The organism is Paraburkholderia azotifigens (genome assembly GCF_007995085.1).
Taxonomy (GTDB): Bacteria; Pseudomonadota; Gammaproteobacteria; order Burkholderiales; family Burkholderiaceae; genus Paraburkholderia; species Paraburkholderia azotifigens.
This window is the reverse complement of sequence record NZ_VOQS01000005.1, coordinates 1387535-1403352: the sequence shown is the minus strand read 5'-3', so window position 1 is coordinate 1403352 and position 15818 is coordinate 1387535. Positions and strand designations below refer to the sequence as shown.

Annotated in this window: 15 protein-coding genes; 12 read left to right on the top strand and 3 right to left on the bottom strand. The window is 59.4% G+C overall.

Features of this window, described 5'->3' with window-relative positions:
- Nucleotides 1-73 precede the first annotated feature (73 nt).
- The 3 genes from FRZ40_RS38315 to FRZ40_RS38305 all read left to right on the top strand — a co-directional run bounded on the left by FRZ40_RS38315 (nt 74) and on the right by FRZ40_RS38305 (nt 2979).
- Nucleotides 74-991, top strand: coding sequence for a LysR family transcriptional regulator (locus FRZ40_RS38315; protein ID WP_147237675.1), 918 nt, complete (start codon nt 74-76; stop codon nt 989-991).
- 93 nt (nt 992-1084) lie between these two features.
- Nucleotides 1085-1732 carry a TetR/AcrR family transcriptional regulator gene (locus FRZ40_RS38310; RefSeq protein ID WP_147237674.1) on the top strand — a complete coding sequence of 216 codons (648 nt, stop codon included), beginning with the start codon at nt 1085-1087 and terminating at the stop codon, nt 1730-1732.
- Nucleotides 1729-2979 carry a glycosyltransferase gene (locus FRZ40_RS38305; protein WP_147237673.1) on the top strand — a complete coding sequence of 417 codons (1251 nt, stop codon included), beginning with the start codon at nt 1729-1731 and terminating at the stop codon, nt 2977-2979. Before FRZ40_RS38310 ends, FRZ40_RS38305 begins: the two co-directional genes overlap by 4 nt.
- Before the next feature lie 123 nt (nt 2980-3102).
- Here FRZ40_RS38305 and FRZ40_RS38300 read toward each other — a convergent pair whose 3' ends face one another.
- From FRZ40_RS38300 to FRZ40_RS38290, 3 genes are all read right to left on the bottom strand, one after another.
- Entirely contained in the window at nt 3103-3669 is a 567-nt protein-coding gene (locus FRZ40_RS38300) for a hypothetical protein (RefSeq protein ID WP_147237672.1), read from the bottom strand.
- Between the two features lie 374 nt (nt 3670-4043).
- Nucleotides 4044-4817: an NAD(P)-binding domain-containing protein gene (locus FRZ40_RS38295; RefSeq protein ID WP_147237671.1), complete on the bottom strand. Its 774-nt coding sequence runs from the start codon at nt 4815-4817 to the stop codon at nt 4044-4046.
- Between the two features lie 41 nt (nt 4818-4858).
- Nucleotides 4859-5482, bottom strand: coding sequence for a TetR/AcrR family transcriptional regulator (locus FRZ40_RS38290; protein WP_028366090.1), 624 nt, complete (start codon nt 5480-5482; stop codon nt 4859-4861).
- A gap of 205 nt (nt 5483-5687) precedes the next feature.
- Between FRZ40_RS38290 and FRZ40_RS38285 the strand changes: the two genes are divergently transcribed.
- The 9 genes from FRZ40_RS38285 (at nt 5688) to FRZ40_RS38245 (ending at nt 15691) form a co-directional block, all read left to right on the top strand.
- Nucleotides 5688-7724, top strand: coding sequence for an NADH:flavin oxidoreductase (locus tag FRZ40_RS38285; protein WP_147237670.1), 2037 nt, complete (start codon nt 5688-5690; stop codon nt 7722-7724).
- A 310-nt stretch (nt 7725-8034) separates the two neighbouring features.
- Nucleotides 8035-9345: a M24 family metallopeptidase gene (locus FRZ40_RS38280; RefSeq protein WP_147237669.1), complete on the top strand. Its 1311-nt coding sequence runs from the start codon at nt 8035-8037 to the stop codon at nt 9343-9345.
- Between the two features lie 284 nt (nt 9346-9629).
- On the top strand, nt 9630-10415 hold the full coding sequence (locus FRZ40_RS38275; RefSeq protein ID WP_240057460.1) for an ornithine cyclodeaminase family protein: 786 nt from the start codon (nt 9630-9632) through the stop codon (nt 10413-10415).
- A gap of 32 nt (nt 10416-10447) precedes the next feature.
- Nucleotides 10448-10963: a MarR family winged helix-turn-helix transcriptional regulator gene (locus tag FRZ40_RS38270; RefSeq protein WP_158647073.1), complete on the top strand. Its 516-nt coding sequence runs from the start codon at nt 10448-10450 to the stop codon at nt 10961-10963.
- Nucleotides 10964-11040: 77 nt separating this feature from the next.
- Nucleotides 11041-11853 carry an amino acid ABC transporter ATP-binding protein gene (locus tag FRZ40_RS38265; protein ID WP_028366086.1) on the top strand — a complete coding sequence of 271 codons (813 nt, stop codon included), beginning with the start codon at nt 11041-11043 and terminating at the stop codon, nt 11851-11853.
- On the top strand, nt 11854-12495 hold the full coding sequence (locus tag FRZ40_RS38260) for an amino acid ABC transporter permease (RefSeq protein WP_240057459.1): 642 nt from the start codon (nt 11854-11856) through the stop codon (nt 12493-12495).
- Nucleotides 12492-13154: an amino acid ABC transporter permease gene (locus tag FRZ40_RS38255; protein ID WP_147237666.1), complete on the top strand. Its 663-nt coding sequence runs from the start codon at nt 12492-12494 to the stop codon at nt 13152-13154. The genes FRZ40_RS38260 and FRZ40_RS38255 overlap by 4 nt, the downstream gene beginning before the upstream one ends.
- A gap of 60 nt (nt 13155-13214) precedes the next feature.
- Nucleotides 13215-14054, top strand: a complete 840-nt coding sequence (locus tag FRZ40_RS38250; RefSeq protein ID WP_147237665.1) for a substrate-binding periplasmic protein — start codon at nt 13215-13217, stop codon at nt 14052-14054.
- Between the two features lie 500 nt (nt 14055-14554).
- Nucleotides 14555-15691: a branched-chain amino acid ABC transporter substrate-binding protein gene (locus FRZ40_RS38245; RefSeq protein WP_028366082.1), complete on the top strand. Its 1137-nt coding sequence runs from the start codon at nt 14555-14557 to the stop codon at nt 15689-15691.
- The last annotated feature ends 127 nt before the right edge of the window (nt 15692-15818 follow it).

Sequence of the window (15818 nt, the reverse complement as noted above, 5' to 3'; positions counted from 1 at the left end):
GTCCGCACAATCGTAGGGACGCCGACGTCATGCGACAATTGAATTATCTCGATAATGTTTATGCGAGGTTGTTTTGAATACGCGTGACTTGCAGGCTTTCGTGGCGGTCGTGGAAAGCGGATCGATGGTGCGGGCTTCGGAGCGACTGTTTCTGACGCAGCCGGGTCTTACGCGCCGTGTGCAGAACCTGGAATCGACGCTCGGCATCGAGCTGCTCGACCGGCAGAGCAAGCCGCTCAAGCCGACGGCAGCGGGCAACGAAGTGTATGGGCTTGCGCGTACGGTGCTGCGCGCCGTCGATGACCTGATGGCCGTCGCATCGCCTGAGAGCGAGCCCGCAGGCGAATTCCGGATCGGTGTTCCGCCGTTTCTGTCCGAACTGGCGCTGGAGGAACCCATCGATCGTCTGCGCAGCGCCTTTCCGAAGCTGACCCTGCGCGTGACGGCAGGCTGGTCGCCGGGCCTGCTGGAAGGGGTCGAGCGGGCGAAGGCGGACGCCGCCGTCGTGCTGCTGCCAGAAAGCGTGCCATTGCCGGAAGGGCTGACCTCGACACTGCTCGCCTACAAGCCCACCGTGGTCGTCGCGCCGCGCTCGTTCGGCCTTGCCGACGAGCCGACGACGCTCGCCGGACTGGCGGCCCATCCGTGGGTGCTGAACCAGGACGGCTGCGGGATGCGTTCGGCGCTGAGCCGCGCGATGTCGGCGGCCGGCTTGCCGTTCAACGTCGCCGTCGAGGCATTCGGCTCGGAATTGCAGCTTTCGCTGGTGGCGCGCGGTCTCGGCGTCGGGCTCGCTGCGCCCGAAGTGTTCGCGCGCAATCCGCATCGCGAGGCGTTGCAGATCGTCGACGTGCCTGACTTCAGAAGCGGGCTGAACGTGTGGCTCGTGCATGGCGCGCTGCCAGGGCGCCTCGTGCGGCCCGTCGCGTTGATGCGCGATGCGCTGGTCGAAAAGCTGGAACACGACGCGGTCTGTCTGCCGCTTGCGTGATTCGATCATTTGCGCGGCGTTGACACGTTCCAATCTGGCGGCCTACTATTTTGAACGTCGTTCAAAATTGGACTATGTTCATTCAGGTTCGCCATGCCGATACCACCCGCCGATGACCGCCGTGCGCGCAAGCGTGCGCGTGTGCTGGATCTCCTCGCTGAGACCGCTGTGCAACTGTTCGAATCGCACGGCTACGATGCCGTGACGATGGAGCAGATCGCAGCGGAAGCGGACGTTTCGAAGGGAACGCTCTACAACCACTTTCCGACCAAGGAATCGGTACTGGCGCATTGGATTCATGCGCAACTGGAAGCGGATATGGCGCGTTTGAAGCCGAAGATCGAACGCGAGGCCAGTTTCGTGTCTGCCATTTCCTCGCTGCTCAATGCGTCGGCCGCCTGGTGCGAAAAGCATCGCGATTATCTTTCGCCGTATCTTCGTTTCAGGTTCCTGAGCTTCGAGACGCCGCAAAGCGAAGAGCGCGATGCCGTATCCGGCGATATCGTCGGCGGCTTTGCGCTGCTCATCGCGAGGGGGCAGCACACGGGTGAACTGCGAGGCGATGTCGACGTTGCGCATCTCGCATTGCTGTTCCATCACCTTTACCTCGGCGCGCTGATGCGCTGGCTGACTACGCCGCGTCTCAATCTGCGCAAGGAATTCGCGCTGATCGTCAAGCTGTTCGTCGAAGGTGCCGCGCATACCGGCGTAGCGGTTCCGACGAGGCGCAAGAAGACATGAAATTCGCCGTCGCAACGTATGGAACGGAAGGCGACACGCGGCCAATGGGGGCGCTGTGCCGCGCGTTGATGGACGCGGGACACGAGGCGCGCCTGCTTGCCGATCAAGCGACGCTCGGCACGGCAAGCGCCCTCGGCGTTCCAACGATCCCGCTCGCGGGAGATATCAAAGGGCTGCTGCAACGGGAACATGCGATCTCCAGCGTCGTAGCACAGAGGCGCGGATTCGCGAGCATGGCGGGCGCGCTCGCGCACATCGCCAACGCGCATGCGGAATCATGGCTGCGGGACATCGTGCGCGCCGGCGAAGATTGCGACGCGATCATCGTCTCAGGACTCGCTGCGTTTGTCGGGCTGTCCGCGGCCGAACATCTCGGCGTGAAAGCGATCGGCACAGGGCTCATTCCCATCACGCCGACAGCGGCATTTGCTTCGCCCTTTCTGCCGCCGAAGTGGATACCGAAGTGCCTTAGCTTCGCGAGTCAGCGTCTCGTCAATCAGATGCTGTGGCGCGCGTTTCGCGAAAAGACCAATGCAGCGCGTGCTGCCGTTTGCGGACTTCCTCCTCGACGGAAGTTGTGGACACGTCACCCAATGCTGTATGGCATTTCTCCCAGCCTGGTCGCACGACCGGACGACTGGCCCGAGAGTGCGCGGATGTGCGGTCAGTGGATGCCCCCGACTGCCGATTGGGTAGCGCGCGAGGCGCTCACGGACTTTCTCGCAGCGGGCGAAGCGCCGATCTATATCGGCTTTGGCAGCATGGCGCGCTTTGACCCGCAGAGATTGCTCAATGAAATGATCGCAGCCGTGGCGGGGCGTCGGGCGCTGTTCAATCCGGGCTGGAGCGGTGCCGATATCTCGACGTTGCCGCCCAACTTCCATGTGATTGGCGATACGCCGCACGACTGGCTATTTCCGCGGACGTCGCTGGTTATTCATCACGGCGGGTCCGGCACGTCGCATTCCGCAGCGCGCGCAGGCGTACCTTCCGTCGTGGTGCCTTTCGCCGGCGACCAGTTTTTTTGGGCCGACAGGTTGCAGCGTGCGGGCGTTGCGGGTGATGCGTTGAATGGGCGGAAGTTGCGGGCGTCGGTGCTTGCGAAAAGTATCGAGTACGCGGAGCGTGCGGAGGTGCGATCGCGTGCTCAGGCACTTGGTGTCAGGATGAGACCGGAAGACGGACTGCGCGACGCGGTTGTTGCGATCGAAGCGATGATGAGCGGTTCCCGAAGCATAACGACGTAATGCGCAAGGAAACGAAACGCCCGGTCTCAGAGGGAATTGAAGTCTGCATCTTCGGGGCCGTTGCCCGGCTCGGCCTGCGTTGGTTTGCGGCCGAAAGGCATCACAGTGAAGCAAAATGGCATGTCAGAGCCTCCGAATGTCGATCCAGCGAACTTCACCGCCCTTTGCTCGTACCGTTTCAACCATGTGCTTCGTGCCGCCGGGACCATCGCCGCCTTGACCGTTCCACACGCAGATCAGCACGACGTCGTTGCCACCCAGCGACAGTGCTTCGTCGAGCATCCGCATGTTCGTGCGCTCGTAAGGATCTTCACCGGCGGACGTGTCGCCGGGTATTTCCGTTGCTATGAAGCGCTGCGCGCGCGATGCCACGTTAGCGAAGCGCCCGGTCCAGTCGGCATCCGCGAACGACACCGACTTATCGATGAATTCCGCTTCCGAAAAGGGCAGGTGCATTCTTAGTGCGATGCCTCTCGCCAGCACGTCTTCCGCGAAGAGGATGTCGCTGCCGCAGGCACCGCTGCTGATCGCGATATCGGAAGCGGATGTGTCGAGTGCGTCGATCTCGTCGTGGATCGCCTTCGCGACTGCGGGCTCGAGCTCAGGCGGGAAGCGCGGGCTTTCGCGGTTCGGCGCATCGATCATGTGGCCGCTGAAAAGCAGCACCCGGTTGGACCGTGATGTGTTCATCGTGCGCCTTGTTTGATCGGATGTTGCGATGAAATCGTCGCGCAATATCACAGATGATAGTCGAATACTGCGGTGCGACCGAACCGGCGCGAGTGATCCTGGCATCTGACGATGATGATCGTCTGCCATGGGGAAAGCATGACAATCTTCCGCCCCCATTCGATGGATGCGCGCATTCTGTAAAGATGGTGTGGTCCGTAGCGACGAGAACCTGCGCCGATGTTAAGCGGCCGTGCGTAAACACGCCGATCACGATCTTGTTGGAAGAATTAGAATCAGGGCGAGCCTGGGTTCAGCATCGGCCACACAATCCGAATTTGTTCACAATAAGCCAATCCATTTTCCGGCGACGCGACCCGGTACTGCAGCGCAATTCACCGCTTGTCACAAACAAGCTGATTAAAAACATGATCGCAAGCAGCTCGCCACGCTGCGTAGCCATCATGTTCAATGAGTACGTCCCGCCCTCCCGCTGTGTATGTTCCGGGAGTCGCAATGGATTGCCCCAATACGTCGATTGGCGTCGATGACTTGTAGCGTGCATACGCAACGCAATCCTCGACACTGCTGAATACCAACGCCCTTGCGGATTCCAGCGGCATGCCTTTCTCAGTCAGCCACTGCTGCAATTCGTGAACGAGGAAATAGAACCATCCGTTCATACACGCGGCGATCATGCCGAGTTCGAATTCGCGCTCCGTCTCCAGGTTCACGACGTTTCCCAGCGGCGCAAACAACTGCGCCGCCTTCGAATTGGCGGGATAAACCGCGACTGTCGATCGATTGATCTCCGCTGCGCACGACAACATCACGCGGCTATAGTCACGGTCCCCAAACAATCTCGACAGGTCTTTCGTCGACACGCCCGCCACGACGGAGACCAGTGGCTGAAAGGGTTTCAAGGAAACGTGCTGCGCCAGTTCGGCGAGGTGTGCCGGACGCACGCCGACGAGCACGACGTCGGCGCCGTCCACGACGTCCTGGTTGCTCGACATCACCGTGCAGCCGGGATCTTTTGCAAGCGCGGCAGCCTTTACCTCGTTTCTCGGCGAAAGAAGAAACTGTATGGCGCCGCTGCCCTTGCGGCTCAACCCTCGAATCATCTTGTCGGTGAGATCCCCTACGCCGAGTACGCCGAGTTTGATCATGGTTTCGCTGCTCCAGAGAAAGTCGTGGCCGTCCGTTCCTGTCAAGCCGCGCTCAGGTTCCTGCGGGCGAAAAACCGCTGCAACTCCCGCTCTTCCGGCTGCACGCCTGTAAATACCGCGACGTATTCGGCAATGCGCGACATGCGTACGGCCAGATCCTCATCGGGATGTGTCGACACGTACCCCAGTTGTGTGAAATACAGCGCTCTTGCGCGCACGTCCGCCGCGAGCGGTTTGTAGTCGAAGCGCAGGAACATGTTCGTGAGGGCGGCGATGCGACGCTCGTCGTCGTCAGCGGCTTCGCGCGCGATCTCGGGCGACTGCTGCGCCCAACTCCGGATCGCGGCTTCGAATCGCGAGTCGAAGATCGTGTCGTCGAACCAGCAGTCGAACACGTTCAACACCGCTTCGCAGACGGTCTCGGCATAGGCATCTGCGCGCTTGATCCAGTTGCCGGTATTGGTCGATTTCCAGCGGCTCAATAGCGCGGACAGCAACGCTTCGCGGTCGGTGAAAAACCAGTAGAAGCTGGTTCTGGACAGATTGAGTTTCTTTGCAAGAGGCAGGATACGGACCGATTCAACCCCGCTTTCCAGAAGGCTTTCGTAGGCGGCATCCAGCCACATTTCGACCGAGCCGCGTACGGCATCGACGGCTTCTTCCATGAGAGAAATTCCTTTCTGACGAGTCAAGTGGGCGCGAGCCGGCTCAGGCGATTGTGTCGCAATCACGTCGGACGGGTAACCACTCGAGGGCTTTCATTTACAGTGTACATCAATGTCTTTGTACTTGACACATGTGTACAGTGCTTCTAATCTTGAATCAAACACCACAGTTGAGACGTCCCCACCTGCGACAAGAGGCACTCCCATGTCGACTGATCCGCTGCTGCAACCGTACACGCTCAAGCACGTGACTTTCCGCAATCGAATCATGACGACGTCGCACGAGCCGGCGTACGCAGAGGACGGCATGCCGAAAGAGGCTTACCGTGCGTATCACGTCGAGCGGGCGAAGGCCGGCATTGCACTGACGATGACGGCCGGCTCGGCGGCCGTTTCGAAAGACAGCCCGCCCGTCTTCAACAACATTCTGGCTTACAAAGATGAGGTCGTTCCGTGGATAAGAGATCTCGTCGACGAATGCCACGAGCACGGTGCGAAGGTCATGATTCAGCTCACGCATCTCGGCAGGCGTACGCGATGGGACAAGGGAGACTGGCTTCCCGCTGTGTCGCCATCGCACGCACGTGAGCCTGCGCACCGGGCTTTCCCGAAGAAGATCGAGGAATGGGATATCGATCGCATCATTCGCGACTTTGCCGATGCCGCCGAGCGCATGAAAGCCGCGGGCCTCGACGGCCTCGAAATCGAATCCTATGGCCATCTGATGGACCAGTTCTGGTCTCCGTTGACCAATACGCTGGACTCGTCATACGGTGGCTCGCTCGACAACCGTCTGCGCTTCACGTTCGAGGTTCTGCGGGCGATCCGCGAGCGGGTCGGCGACAACTTCCTGCTTGGACTCCGCTATACCGCGGACGAAATGATCGCAGGCGGTATCACGAAAGAAGAAGGTATTGAGATTTCTCAGCGCTTGGCGAAAAGCGGTCTGGTGGATTATCTGAATGTGATTCGCGGGCACCTCGAAACCGATGCGGGATTGACCGACATCATTCCGATCATGGGAATGAAGAGTGCACCGCATCTGGACTTTGCTGGGGAAATCCGCGAGGCGACGGGATTCCCGACTTTTCACGCGGCCCGTATTCAGGATGTGGCGACCGCGCGATATGCGATCGAGTCGCGCAAGATCGACATGGTGGGCATGACGCGCGCGCATATGACGGACCCGCATATTGTCAGGAAGATCATCGAGCGCAGGGAAGACGATATCCGGCCGTGCGTGGGCGCGAACTACTGTCTCGATCGAATCTATCAGGGCGGCGCGGCTTACTGTATTCACAACGCCGCAACCGGCCGTGAATTGACGATGCCGCACACGATTACGCGGGCCAGCGCGAAGCGCAGGATCGTCATCGTGGGCACGGGTCCTGCGGGGCTGGAAGCCGCGCGGGTAGCGGGCGAGCGAGGTCATGACGTGCTCGTGTTCGAAGCGATGAACGATCCGGGCGGCCAGATTCGCTTGACCGCGCAGAGCGAGCGCCGCAAGGAGATGATGGGCATCATCGACTGGCGCATGGCCCAATGCGAGCGGCTCGGCGTGCGATTCGCGTTCAACACATGGGCGGATGCCGACACGGTGAAGGCGGAGAACCCCGACGTCGTGATCGTTGCGACGGGTGGCATGCCGCACACAGAAGTGCTGACGGAAGGCAACGAACATGTCGTCTCTTCGTGGGACATCATTTCCGGCGATGTGAAGCCCGGCAAGAATGTGCTGATTTTCGACGATGCCGGCGATCACGCCGCGCTGCAGGCCGCCGAAACCATCGCGCAGGCGGGCGGCAGCGTGGAAGTCATGACACCCGATCGCGCATTCTCGCCCGAGGTCATGAGCATGAACCTCGTGCCTTACATGCGCACACTGCAAAAGCTGAAGACGAAATTCACCGTGACTTATCGGCTCGAAGCAGTGCGCCGGGAAGGCCAGGAACTCGTCGCGATCATCGGCAGCGACTACGGCGGCGTGCGCAATGAGCAGCGCTACGACCAGATTGTCGTCAATCACGGCACTATTCCGATGGACGATCTGTATTTCGAGCTGAAGCCATTGTCGAAAAATCTCGGCGCCGTGAATTACGAGAACCTGATCGATGGCAAGGTCCAGGCAGAAGAGAAGAATCCGGAAGGACGCTTTCAACTCTTTAGAATCGGCGACGCCGTGTCGGCACGAAACACGCACGCGGCTATCTATGACGCGCTGCGGCTCGTCAAAGATTTATGACGAGAAACTTCACTTGACTCCAATGCGGGAAAGCGGCGTTTGACCTGACTATCATCGCCGCTTTTCAACGCGCCTGATTCGCGTCTTCAGATCGATCTGGGCCGCGACGTATCCGCTATTGCCGATAAAGAAAGTGCATGTGAATGCCGCGTGAAAGCATGCGGATCAGGCACATTGCGCGCTCGCGGGTAAACACCATTTTTGACGCGTTGACAGTTGGTTCCACGTGGTACTAATCTGAAATCGCACTGGATGCCTTCTTTTCGCGCGTTCGCAGTTCCCCACAACCGCAGAACGTCAAGGAGCCTGAATGAGCACCATCAATGGGATCACCGATCTTCATTTTCGGCGAGCAGAATCCACGCTCGGCTACCGAACCGATGATGCCGTTCTTGGCTATCGGGCCGGGGCGATCGACGGTTCACTGGTTCGCGCATTTGAAGATCTGGATCGCAAGTCGATGAGAGCGTTCCGGCTGACGCGCCTGCGCGAACAACTGCGCGTACACGACTATGCGGGCATGCTGTTGTGCGATCCGCTGAACATCCGCTACGCGACCGATACGAACAATCTCGGCCTGTGGGTGATGCATTCGCCGAGTCGCTACGTGTTCGTTGCAACGGATGGCCCGGTGATCCTGTTCGATTTCACCAGCAGCCGGCATAACAGCGAAGGCATCGAAACGATCGACGAAATTCGACCCGCCACGCCGTGGATATATTTCCTTGCGGGTCCGCGCGTCGAAGAAAAGGCGGAACTGTGGGCGCAAGAAATCGCGGATATCGTCCGCACTTATGGTTCCGGCAATCGGCGGCTTGCTGTCGACCGCTGTGATCCTTGGGGTGCCGAGCGGCTCAAGCGCAACGGCATCGAATTGTTCGATGCGCAGCCTTTGACGGAACAGGCGCGCGTCATCAAGGGGCCGCAAGAAATCGAGCAGCATCGGATATCGATGGGCGTGTGTGACCTGGGTATTGCGAGAATGCGCGAGGCGCTCACGCCGGGCATCACGGAAAATCAGCTGTGGAGCGTATTTCACGCGACCAACATCGCACATGGCGGCGAGTATGCAGAGTCCAGACTGCTGACGTCGGGCGAGCGAACCAACCCGTGGTTTCAGGACACATCGAATCGGGTCATCCAGGCCGGCGATATGGTTGCGTTCGATACGGATATGGTCGGGCCAGGCGGATCGCTGTCGGATATCTCTCGCAGCTTCGTCTGTCCGGGCAGGGCCGTCACGGGACATCAGCGCGATCTTTTTGGTTTTGCCGCGGACCAGATTGCGCACAACGTCAGTTTGCTGAAGGCAGGGTTGTCGTTCCGCGAGTTTGCCGAGCGTTGCTGGCCAGTGCCGGATCGATACGTGCACAACCGCTACATGATGATGCTGCACGGTGTCGGACTCGTCGACGAATATCCGAGCGTCGCGTACGCAGTGGATTTCGACGCATGGGGATACGACGGCGTGTTCCAGGAAAACATGGTTGTCTCGGTTGAAAGTTATATCGGCGAACAAGGCGGGAAAGAGGGGGTGAAGCTCGAAGAGCAGGTGTTGATTACCTCGACGGGTGCAATCGTGCTTTCAGGCTGTCCGCTTCTGAGCGACATGAATGCTTGAGTTTGCGAGCGCGAACCTGCCCTGGCAGAGCACGCGCTGTATGTTCCCGACGGTTTTCGTGAGCAGGTGCCGATTCGATGCACGCAAGCAGACTTCCGATATTGATCGACTCCGATGCCGTTCTGCGTGATATAGCCCCGGAGCTGATGGTCGATGCGCTCGCGAGAGGACATCTTCAGCAACACGTCCCCGCGGCGCGAGTCCATTCCCGGATAGACAGGGCATCGAGGCCGGATGCGGAAGTGCTCGTTTGGGTTGCATCACGGACAGACGGCGGGTTGGGCATGAAGTTCGTGACCGTCTCGCGCGACAACAGGGATCGATCGGGAAGCGACGCGGACACGATTCATTCGGCGATCCTGCTGTGCGATGCCGTCGATGCGAGTATCAAGTGCTTTATCGTGGGCAACAGCTTCACGCGTTTCAAAACAGCAGCAGATTCGGCACTCGCAGCGCGTTTCCTTGCTCCGCGAGAACCTCGACGGTTATTGATGATCGGCGCGGGATCACAAGCGCCCGTTCATCTCAAAGTCATGTGCGCGGAGTTTCCGTCGCTCGAGCGAATCGAAGTGTGGAATCGTAGTGCGGACCGTGCGGCATCGCTCGTCGAGCGGTGTGAGCTTTCTGCAAATGTGCGGGTATCCGGAGCACTGGAGCGAAGCGTACGCGAAGCGGACATCGTCATCTGCGCAACGGGCTCGACGATGCCTGTATTCAAGGGCGAATGGCTGAAGCCGGGCACACATGTGGATCTGGTGGGCGGCTATACGCCCCAGATGCGCGAGGCCGACGACACGGCTGTGCTCAATGCACGGGTCTACGCGGATCACCGGGCGCTGGTGACGGAAAACTGCGGCGACATCGTGCAGCCGCTCGAAACCGGCGTGATCGACGCATCGCACGTTCGCGGCGATCTGTTCGATCTTTGCGCAAAAACGGTGGAGGGTCGCGGGAGCGATCGTGAGATCACGCTGTTCAAGAACGGCGGAGGCGGTCATCTCGATCTCATGTTCGCCGAGTGGCTGTTCGCGAATCAGCAGATGGACGCGAAACGATCGATCGAAGCGTAATCGTAAGGACAAGACGCGATATGGAATCGGACATGAAACGCTCGGGCGCAGCCGGCAAGCGTACGGAAGTCGACGCAGACGCTGGTTCGCTCGCTGACGATGTATTCGACAAGGTGGTCATAAAGGGGCCGCTAAGCGACATGTGGCGCCTGACCTTGTGGGCGAACTGCTACTGCGAGCCCATTTTCGCGGCGATGGCGCAGGAGTACGACGTCGGGCGAGATGAGTTCAATGTGCTCAGTTGCCTTGCGTCTTATGGATCGATGGTTGCGAAGAACATCTGCGATGTGACGGGACGCCCGAAGAACAGTATCAGCCGCGCCGTGAACAGTCTGATTGCGCGCAAGATGATCAGGCGGAAGACCAATGCACACGACCGCCGCGAGAGCCTGCTCATGCTGAACGACAGTGGGCGGCGCCTCTACGAGAAGGTGCTGCCGGTTGCGGTGGATCGTCAGACGCTGATGCTCAGGGTGCTGAATGCTCAGGAAAGAGCCATGCTGGACGGCATCCTCGACAAGATGATGAGTACGAGGCACGAGTGGTGAGTTCGGTCTGGTACCGAATTCGTGTCGACTTGGCGATTCGATCAGGTCAGTCCGAAAGCCGTTGACGGAGAGAGTTCATGAACAGCATCACATCGCCCTATCTCGACTCAGGACAGGAATCGGAACGCGCAGCGAAATCCGATGCACCCATTCTGTGCGTGGATGGCGTCGGTAAGATGTTCGGGGCGCATAGAGTGCTCGATAACGTCAGTTTTCAGATGCGAACGGGTGAAGTGATCGCGATCATCGGCCCGAGCGGATCCGGCAAAAGCACGCTTCTGCGCTGTATCAATCAGCTGGAGCCGCCCACGGAAGGCCGGGTGACCATCGACGATATGACGATCGAAGCGGGTCACGCACCGTCGTATCGCGAACTCGTGACGTTGCGTCGGCGCATCGGAATGGTTTTCCAGTCGTTCAATCTCTTTCCGCACCTGTCCGTGCTGCGCAATGTGAGCCTCGCGCAGGAACGCACGATGGGCCGCAGTCGCAAGCAGGCAGACGAGCGGTCGCTCGAATTGCTGGCGAGAGTCGGGCTTGCAGACAAGGCATCGCAGTATCCCGCGCGATGTTCAGGTGGTCAGCAGCAACGCATTGCCATCGCGCGCGCATTGGCGCTCGAACCGGAAATCATGCTGTTCGACGAGCCGACGTCGGCACTCGATCCGGAACTCGGGCTTGAGGTGCTGACCGTGATGAAGGAACTCGCGACCTCGGGCATGACAATGATTGTCGTGACCCACGAAATGCACTTCGCAGAGAGCGTGTCCGACCGGGTCATCATCATGGCCGACGGGCGAATTCTCGAACAGGGTGAGAGCGAGGAAGTGATGCGACGACCCAAGACCGGGCGCGCCGCGAAGTTTCTCAGTGCCGTGAGGGACCGGTAAATGATGATCGATCTTTCCGCAATTCTGAAAGGCGTCCCTTGGACCATTGCGTTGACCCTCGTCACTTTTGCGCTCGGGTCGATTCTCGGGCTGCCGCTGTGCGCAATGCGGCTTTCGAGAAATGTGATTCTTCGTGGCGTTGCAACGGCAATCGTGGTGGTGTGCCGCTCCATTCCACCTATCGTCTGGCTGTTCTTTGTGTTCTTCGGCATCGGCAACGACCTGCTTGCGATGAGCCCGTTCGTCGCGGCAGCCGTCGGGCTTGGCGTCGTGACGGCGGCCAACATGTCGGAGATCTATCGCGGTGCGCTCACTGCGATTCATCCCGGGCAATACGAGGCGGCGAAGGTGCTCAATCTGACGCGCGTTCAGCAGTTTCGGGACGTCGTGTTTCCGCAGTTGATCCGGATCGCTTTACCGACGGCTGCAACATATCTGATCGGGCTTCTGAAGGACTCCGCGGTGGCGTCGACGATCGGTGTCACCGAACTGGCGTTTCAGGCTTATCACGTTTCCCAGGCCACATTCCGCGGGCTGAGCGTCTATGGTTCCGCCGCTGTGCTTTATATCGCGTTGAGTATTCCTGTTGCGTGGGCTTCGCGTTGGGCTGACGTTCATCTTCGTTCACGGGTGTCGCGATGAACAATCTGCTTGAACAATGGAAAGGCTGGTTACCCGATCTTCTGGACGGCTATCGGATTTCACTTGAAGTGACGGCGGTCACCCTTGCGGTCGGCATTCCGTTGGGTCTGGTGCTCGCGTTGATGGTTTCCGCGAAATCGCGTCCGATCCGTACTTTCGCGCTGATCTTCGTTGAAACAGGGCGTGGTGCGCCCGCGTTGATCCTGCTGCAGTTCTTCTATTTCGGACTGCCCGCAGCGGGTTTGACACTGACTTCGTTTGCATCCGCGTGCGTGGCGCTCGCGTGCTGCACGGGTGCTTATACGAGCGAGATGATTCGGGCGGGATTCGAGGCCGTGCCGTATGGGCAGAAAGAGGCGGCACTCGTGATCGGTCTGAACGGCGTGGACGCGCTGCGCTTCGTCATCATCCCCCAAGGCATGCGCGTTGCCCTGCCGTCGCTGCTCGGTTTCTCCATCATGATGCTTCAGGCGACCTCGCTGTGCTTCACGATCGCGCTTCCGGAACTGGTGAGCAGAGCGTCGAATATCGGCTCGTCGACATTCGAGTACATGCCCGTACTGATACTGGCGGGTTTGCTGTTTGCCGTCATCTGCGTTCCGTCGACATTTGCAGTGTCGGCGCTGGAACGCAGGCTGGGACGCCATGCGGTTCGATAGTGCGCCGGTATTGCCGCGCTCCTTTTCGCCACCACTGTATATGTCACGTGAGGATAGGTCATGAAACCATCGTTGAAATGTCTCGCTTTGCTCGGCTGTTGTGTTTCACTGGTCGGCTTCGGCACGGCTGCCCAGGCTGCCGGAAGCTGCACGCCCGCGCACAAGTTCCCGACGATCAAACCGGGCACGCTTTCCGTCGCAACGTGGGACTTCCCGCCGTATTCCATCCCCGTCAGTGCGAGTGAAGTGAACGGCGTTGACGGCGCAATTCTCAGGCTGATTGCCGCCAGGGAATGCCTGACTCTGTCCTTCGCGAATGTGGATGCCGCCGCCGTGATCCAATCGGTGGTGTCCGGGAAAGCCGACATCGCGATGGGTGACTGGTATCGCACGGCAGACCGGGCCAAGGTGCTGGGATTGAGTGCACCGATGTACCTTGATCAGATGGGCGTCATTTCGGGGCAGGGAAGCGACACGATAAACGGCATGCAGGGAAAACGCGTCGGCGCCGTAGCGGGATATCTGTGGACGGGAGATCTGCAAAAGGTCTTCGGAACCAGTTTGACCATCTATCCGAATCCTGTCGCAATGGCGCAGGATCTGTCAGCGGGGCGCATCGACGTCGGCACGGATAGCTATGCCGTAGCCGTCTACGACCAGAAGAAGGGTGGCTATAAGGCAATGAAGATCGATGTCGTCAAACCTGACAAGCGGGTGCCTGCCACGATTCAACCGGGACAGACGGCCTTTCCGTACACGAAGTCGAATCAGTCGCTTGGAGATGCGCTTTCTGCGGATATCGAGGCGCTGCATCAATCCGGCGATATTGCGCGTATTCTGAAAGAACACGGACTGGATCCGAATGCCGAAAAGGTCGGTACGCCGCGACTGGTTCAATAACATTCGCGCTAGAGACAATGAGCGAAAGCGTGCGGTTGCTCTCATGGCTTGCAACCGCACTTTTCAACCGTGCGCCAAATGAGTTGCCGATGGGACTGCTGGGCCAGCTAGTCGTCCTTGAAACGCTGTTTGGGATTCTTTACATCTGTCTGTACAAACACAGATCCCGCCGTTGACACAGGCCGTGAGGATGTTGCTTTCTGTTGCCGGAATCTGGCTGTCAGCCAGAGTGTTATTGCGTCATGTCGCGCAGGCAGACTGTCATCAGCTATCGCCGCTGAAGGCTCCTGAGCGCAGCGGATAAGTATTTTCCCGCAGGAACAGGACGCGCGATTTGACGGAGAATGGCTTTCCAGATGTATTCGTGTGGAACATAGACTTGACGATATCCTGCGCCGGATCGTAAGCCTCGTGAGCGAATGTTCGGACGTGACTGGGTCTGACGCTGACTTGCGATGCCGGCTCCAACGTGTGAGATTCTCTCGATCGGGTGCCCTGTCATGAAAACGTTCCTTTCGTTGGTCGCAGCATCCGCACTCTGTATTGCGCCGCTCGCCGCCAGCGCCCAGCAAGCCGTCAAGATTGGCGTGTCTGCGCCGCTCACGGGCCTTGGCGCGGCCAATGGGAAAGACATCGAAAACGGCGTGCGTCTGGCTGTGGAAGAGGCGAACGCGCAACACATCAGCATCGGTGGACAGCCGGTGCAGTTCGAGCTCGCTTCCGTCGACGATCAGGGCGATCCGCGCGTAGGCGTTCAGGTAGCGCAGAAGCTCGTCGACGATGGCGTCGTCGCCGTGGTCGGCTATTACAACTCGGGCGTGGCGCTTCCTTCCTCGCCGATTTTCGCGCGCGCGGGCATCCCCCTCATCGATCCCGCCGCGACGAATCCCGCGATCACGCGTCAGGGTTTGAACAACGTGTTCCGGATCATAGCGACTGACACACAGAATTCCGGGAACGCCGGCACGTATGCCGTGAAGGTGACGAAAGCGAAGCGGATCGCGGTGATGGATGACCGGACGGCCTTTGGACAAGGCGCGGTCGAAGAATTCAAGAAGGCCGCGCAAGCGGCCGGCGGTCAGATCGTGGCCGAGGAATACACCAACGACAAAGCCGTCGAGTTCAATGCGCAACTGACGAACATAAAGGCGGCCAATGCGGATCTTCTGTACTTCGGCGGGCTCGATGGCCAGGCGGGTCTGCTCGTCAAGCGAATGAGGCAGCTCGGTTTGCGCGCGCAGTTCGTCGGGAGCGGCGGGATTGCCGATAGCGTTTTCATCGGTTCAGCAGGAAGTGCAGCCGAAGGCGCAATGGCCTGGGAATATGGCCGGCCGGTCGATTCATTGCCCGAGGGACGCGCGTTTGCGGACAAGTTCAAGAAGCGGTTCGGTGCGGATACCTTGACCTATGCGCCGTTCGCCTATGACTGTGCGTGGCTCGCCATCACGGCCATGAAGCAGGCGAACTCGGTGAAGCCTGCTGTGTTCATGCAAACGCTCCGCACGATGCAATACAACGGCATCACGGGACATATCTCATTCGACAAATATGGGGATCTGAATAATCCGACGTCGACGCTCTATCAGGTCAAGTCCATGAAATGGCAACCGGTGACGACGATCGGTGCGGAGAAATGAAGGAAAACGCCGCTGACACGGAGGCGATTAACCTGCATCCGAACAAAAAAAGGCCGGTCTTCCGACCGGCCGCAAAGTGCTCACCTCAGAGATATGCCCGCATAGCGTTGCTCGCCGCTACGGCAGT